The sequence below is a fragment of the Streptomyces sp. NPDC001914 genome (genome assembly GCF_042891215.1).
GTDB lineage: Bacteria > Actinomycetota > Actinomycetes > Streptomycetales > Streptomycetaceae > Streptomyces.
Genome location: NZ_JBIASW010000038.1, coordinates 1 through 5,211, shown reverse-complemented (window position 1 = coordinate 5,211; position 5,211 = coordinate 1). Strand labels below are relative to the sequence as shown.

Genomic DNA, 5,211 nt, shown 5'->3' with positions numbered 1-5,211 from the left:
GTTACATTCCGAACCCGGAAGCTAAGCCTCACAGCGCCGATGGTACTGCAGGGGGGACCCTGTGGGAGAGTAGGACGCCGCCGAACAAATTGTGAGAGAACCCCCGGACCGGGGATACCGGTCCGGGGGTTTTCTGCGTTCAGGAACAATTTTTTCCAGGGGCGTCCGAGGCGAAAATTCAGATATCCCAGGCCGCGTCGAGCCGGCTGATGATCTGACGGAGTTCCCGAGCACTTCGCGGTGCCAGAGCCTGGGCCACGGTGCCGAGGGCAAGCCGTCGATGGCCGGCCTTGCTTGTGTCCGGTAGCGGGGGACTTCGCCTTGGTTCGTGGGCGATGACCTGAGTGAGGAAGAGGGGGGCTGGATGAGCGTGGTGTGGGCGGCGACGTCACCGGAATCGGGGCTGTTCCATCCGGTCGAGAGGCGTTCAGAGGTGAAGGATCTGTCAGACCGCTTCAACGATCTGCGTTCTCTTGGTCTGGGGTACGTCGAAGTCCGGTCACCGACCAGGGAGTTCCCGGTGCTGATCCTCGGCTTCCGAGATGATCACGCGGTCATCCATCTGATGAGTGACACCGAGCGGATGTCTCTGCTCGTTGGAGACGGCTCAGTGCCGGCGGGTGCCGAGGTCGAGGTCTTGATCATGGACGACCTCGCTGCGTTCACGGGCGACTTTGTCCTGGACATCGATCGGGCGTGGGGTCTCGTGCACGACTTCACCCAGACATGGGCGGCCGGCCCGCTGGGCGAGTGGTGTGAGTTGTAGCTGAAGGGCTTGCCCCGAGAATCGGGTTCAGCCTCAGTGGTGCTGCGGCAACCGCGTCGGTGGCAGCCGCCTACGACTGCTTGCCTACGGCGATGTCAGAAGGCAGCGGCATGATGAGCCCCGTGACGAACAGTGCAGACATGCCTCTAGAGCGGATCCCCGGCTACGACGGTGGGCCTCTCGCCCACCTTCCCGAGCTTCTTGACGAGCCTCTGTTCTGGCTGGGACACCTCCATTCATGCGTGCAGAGCGAGGAGGCCGAAGAGCTCCTGTTCGGCGCGGATTACGACGCAGCGGAGGACTTCCACCGCCAGTTGTCCAGACGCGCCGTCTGGCCCACTTTCACTGTTCCAGTCACGGCGGGTCGCCTGCACATCGTCTACCGCAACCATGAAGAAGACCCGGGCACCGACTACCTCCTGCACCACCCCGATTGGGACCGCGCCGAACTACTCGCCCAGGACGACGGTCACTTCATGGGTCCCGGCCTGTCCTGGCCCGAGCTGACAGCAGCCGCGGACAACGGCTCGACGGGCGGCTCCACCACTGACCCGGACAGTCGCCTACTGCTCTTGTTGCCCGCATTCGGGGACGCCGCCGTACCCGCCGCAGCCGTCGGACGTCTGGTCGTGGCGCTGCGGGCCCGAACCGCGGTCGAGGACCCCGAACAACTTGCGGCCGCTCTGCTGGAAGGCCAAGGTCCCTGCGGCCCCACGCACTGGACCGAAGACGGGGACGGTCGACGGGTCAACGACGGCAGCTACTCGTTCCGCAATCCGGCCAACGGCTTTGCCCTGCCGGCGGGCCGGCTTGCCCGGGTGACGACAGCACTGGCTCCCTGATTCGCGTTTGTACCAGCGCCGAAGCCCAGGCCGGGGATCGAACCCGGCCTGGGCTTCGGCTTTTTCGGGGTGCTGATGTCAGTTGCGGGCGGTCATTGAGATCCGGGTGAGAACCGTAGTCGCTTGGGCTGGGTTGGTGTGGAGCCAGGTGGTCAGGTGGTCCTGGACGGCCTGGGTGACGCATGCGTGGACGGGGGCGTTGCCCAGTCGGCCGCGGGTGGGCCCCTCGAGCTCGGGGTGATCGAGCTTCACCGACACGACTGCGGTCAGGCCCGCGGTGAGCTGGGTGGGGGTGAAGTCGGGGTCGTACGGGGTGAGCAGCTGTTGCTCCCGGGCGTAGCCGTTGACCGCGGCCGCCAGGCCGTCGCGGAAGCCGAGTTCGTGTGTGCCGCCGCAAGGGGTCGGCAGGCTGTTGGCGTAGCTCGTGATCCGCTCCTCGCGGGAGTCGCACCAGCGCAGGGCCACCTCGACGGTTCCCTCCATGTCGGAGTACTCGCGTTCGAAGCCGATCAGGTCCGAGAGGAAGAAGGTGCCTTGCTCTGCGATGTGGTCCTTGAGGCCGCCAGGGAAGTGGAAGCGGACGACCTGGGGCATCGCAGGGTCGCGGTCATCGGTAAGGGTGATGTCCAAGTCGCGGTTCAGGAAGGCCAGTTCCTTAAGACGCTCAGCCAGCGCGTCGAACGAGAACTCCAGCGTCTCGAAGATCTCGGCATCGGGCCAGAAGATGATCGCGGTCCCGATGCCGTCGGCCGGCCCGGTGCGGGCCGGCGCCGCGACGGCTACACCTCGTTCGTACTCCAGCACCCAGCGGGCGCCGTCGCGCCGTACCTCGGCCGTCAGACGGCCTGACAGGGCGTTGACGACGGCCAGGCCCACGCCGAAGTGGTTGCTGCCGAACAGCGAGCGCCGGTTGGCGGGCTGCACTCCGCAGCAGAGCTCGGTCAACCGGGTCTCCAGCGGGGGTCCGTCGCTGTGGTCGGCGTGTTCGACCGGGAGGCCCGTGCCGTCGTCGGCGACGCGGATGGCGCCGTCGGCGGTGAGGGTGATCTCGACACGGCCGGCGGTGCCGTCGAGGATCTCGTTCAGTGCGTGCTCGGCGACCACGAACACCAGGTGGTGAAGGCCGCGTTCACCGATCGATCCGATGTACATCCCGGGCCGCTTCCGAACGGCCTCCAGGCCTTCCAGAACGACGATCGTGCTGGCGTCGTACGTCTTGGGTTCCTCGCCCACCATGCCCCCTCGGAGGGTGTCCTACAGAGCGAGCCCAGCCTAGGAGATTTTCGAGGAAACACCAGGTCAGAGCATGTTTGGTGAGGTCGCTGACAGGTTCCTGAGGGGCAATCGGGAGCGCCCTGCCGCAGGCCGTTTCGCCCCACCGTCGCAATGCCACCGCGGCGCTTCGAGGGCCGCCTGAGGCGTTGTTTCGGGCGCTTGCGAGGTCCCGAATTTCAGGAGTTTTCCGGGTCGGCTCGATGCGGTCACGGATGCTCGCGGCGACGACGGCTTTGACCGCGAAGGCCGCCGGGCTGGGTGACGCGCTGATGCGGTTAGGCAGGTGGATGCGGGCCGGCGCTGGTGACGGTGCCGTTCCCCAATCCGGTTGATCGGATGCGCTCCAGAGCACCTCCAGGCGTCTGTGCGTGAGTTCCTCGGCCATCTGGTGGCAGGCGGCCTGCGCGGCACCGGGCTCGGACGAGGGCGCTGGATCGCTGAGAGCACCGTCGGTGATGCCCGACGGTTGGGTGAAGTAGATCGCGTACCGCCATCTGTCGACGGTTCGGTAGAGCACGAGAGCCGTCGGGGTCCCGATGGTCCGCCAGTACGGCCGCCGCTTGCTCGCCATGCCCGCACGGTACTGGCTCTGGTCGGGTCCACCACCAGGGCATGTGCCTTTGGAGCAGGGCGACTTGCGTCAGTCGACGGGGGTGGCTGGTGGTCGTGCTCTAGCCCTTCCAGGGGCGGTGACGGGCGAGAGGTCGACTCGGTGGGGATCGTTCTACGCCTCACGTCCCGAGCGGAGTTCTGAGGGGTAGATGGGGGGATGGGGCGCGAGTGGTCAGTCCTCTTCCCATGCCGGCTGGTCGATGCGGCCGCCTTTGTGGGGTGTGGGGATGTAGCCCTCAGCGCCACGGGGCAGCGCGGCGATGCATGCCGGCGAGCAGGCATTGACCAGCAAGGGCAGGACGTCAGTGGCCACGCGCAGCGATATCCACACCTGGTGCGGCCCGTCCTGCTGGATCGCTCGGTCGCAGACGCTGCAGTTCGGTGCCTGGATCGGGCTCCTGAGCCGGGGTGCCGGTCTGCTCGGACCGCGTTCCGCGGCGGAGTCCGGAGCGGAGCGAAGCTTCGGGAAGGGGGGTCGCATCCTGTAGTTGCCGAACAGTGCACGCGTGCTCACCGTGCTACGGGTCAGGTTCCGACAGCGCGTGATCTCGTAGGGGAACCAGTGGAGCTGGTAGGAGGTGTAGGGGGTGAACTCCTCCAAGCTGGTCATGGCTCCTATGGCGGGCGGGATCCGGACCAGGTCGCTGCCGTAGAGCATGAGGTGCTTGACCGCGGTCAGCCTGGCGATGCTCGGCGGGAGGGTGATGACCTGCCGCCGTTCTTCCGGAGTCAGCTCGGCCAGGGGGCGGAACTCCTCCCGCCCGTCGGCGGCAGCCTCGTCGACCAGCTCCAGCAGACGGCGCCAGCCACGGGCGGAGGTGTCCTGCAGCTCGGTGTGGAATCCGACCCGAGCTCGTGGAGCAGGCCTCACCTGGTCGAAGCACGAGCAGCCTCTACTGCCCTTGTACCGATCGACCGCCGGCTCTTCCGTGTCCTCCATGGCGTCACGATACGGAGGCTGCCGTGGGGTGGCGTAGTGAATCCACCAAGCTGTCCTGGCGGCCGTCGTCGACCCATTGCCACCGGTCGACCGCGAGCGCCGGCCCTGTACGGCCGGCCGTCGCCCGCTGCGTGTCGGCACCGTTGACCGATTCCCCGCACAGCGCCGGCACGGGCGTCCGGCTCCTCTAGACCATGGCCAGGAGGTGATCGGTGGGGCCGTAGTCGATCTTCCAGTCCGCGTAGATGCCGCAGAACCCGTCCTCGCGGCACCGCAGGCCCACGGTCACCCAGCGGACCGATCCGTCGGTGCCGAGCGTGAACGCGACCGCGGCCTCGAATTCCTCGCTCCCGCACGGGCAGACAGCAGCACCGGGTTCGTCGTCCTCCCAGGACTCCTCGTTCCAGTACTCCTCGCTGTCCGCGATGAAGGCACGGGTCCGGCAGGCAGAACACTCGCGTTCCGCTCCGGACGCGTTGACCAGAGCGAAGAAGACACGACCGCCGCACCCCTCGCATACAGAGGGAGCAATCCTCACAGGGCGGTCGTCGACAGCCTCTCGCAGGAACACCGCGAGCTCGAGGGGGACACCCTCGCCCAGCTGATCGTCAGCATGCATGCCCGCAGCCTTCCAGATACGTTGTGCAGACAGGGGCCCGTCGAGGGTTCCGGCTGCGGACAAAAGATCTTGACAGGTGGGTGTTGACACTGCCCTGCCCGGTGAGTAGAGTTCTTCGAGTTGTCACGGGGCCGGTCTGGTTCCGGGACGGCGCCTC

At 66.9% G+C, this 5,211-nt stretch carries 5 protein-coding genes and 1 rRNA gene; 3 read left to right on the top strand and 3 right to left on the bottom strand.

Features of this window, described 5'->3' with window-relative positions:
* The 3 genes from rrf to ACFYYF_RS41510 all read left to right on the top strand — a co-directional run.
* Positions 1–86, top strand: a 5S ribosomal RNA gene (rrf, locus tag ACFYYF_RS41520); the annotation flags it as partial.
* Between the two features lie 242 nt (positions 87–328).
* Positions 329–766 (top strand): hypothetical protein, encoded by a 438-nt coding sequence (locus ACFYYF_RS41515; RefSeq protein WP_388784804.1) that lies wholly within the window; start codon positions 329–331, stop codon positions 764–766.
* A gap of 92 nt (positions 767–858) precedes the next feature.
* Entirely contained in the window at positions 859–1,608 is a 750-nt protein-coding gene (locus ACFYYF_RS41510; protein ID WP_388784802.1) for a hypothetical protein, read from the top strand.
* A 78-nt stretch (positions 1,609–1,686) separates the two neighbouring features.
* Here the strand turns inward: ACFYYF_RS41510 and ACFYYF_RS41505 are convergent, their stop codons facing one another.
* The 3 genes from ACFYYF_RS41505 to ACFYYF_RS41495 all read right to left on the bottom strand — a co-directional run bounded on the left by ACFYYF_RS41505 (position 1,687) and on the right by ACFYYF_RS41495 (position 5,054).
* The gene (locus ACFYYF_RS41505; protein ID WP_388784799.1) at positions 1,687–2,844 is read right to left on the bottom strand and encodes an ATP-binding protein; all 1,158 of its coding nucleotides are present in this window, start codon (positions 2,842–2,844) and stop codon (positions 1,687–1,689) included.
* A gap of 823 nt (positions 2,845–3,667) precedes the next feature.
* Complete coding sequence (locus ACFYYF_RS41500) at positions 3,668–4,435, bottom strand: leucine-rich repeat domain-containing protein (RefSeq protein ID WP_388784796.1); 768 nt, start codon at positions 4,433–4,435, stop codon at positions 3,668–3,670.
* A gap of 187 nt (positions 4,436–4,622) precedes the next feature.
* The gene (locus ACFYYF_RS41495; protein WP_388784793.1) at positions 4,623–5,054 is read right to left on the bottom strand and encodes a hypothetical protein; all 432 of its coding nucleotides are present in this window, start codon (positions 5,052–5,054) and stop codon (positions 4,623–4,625) included.
* Between the last annotated feature and the right edge of the window lie 157 nt (positions 5,055–5,211).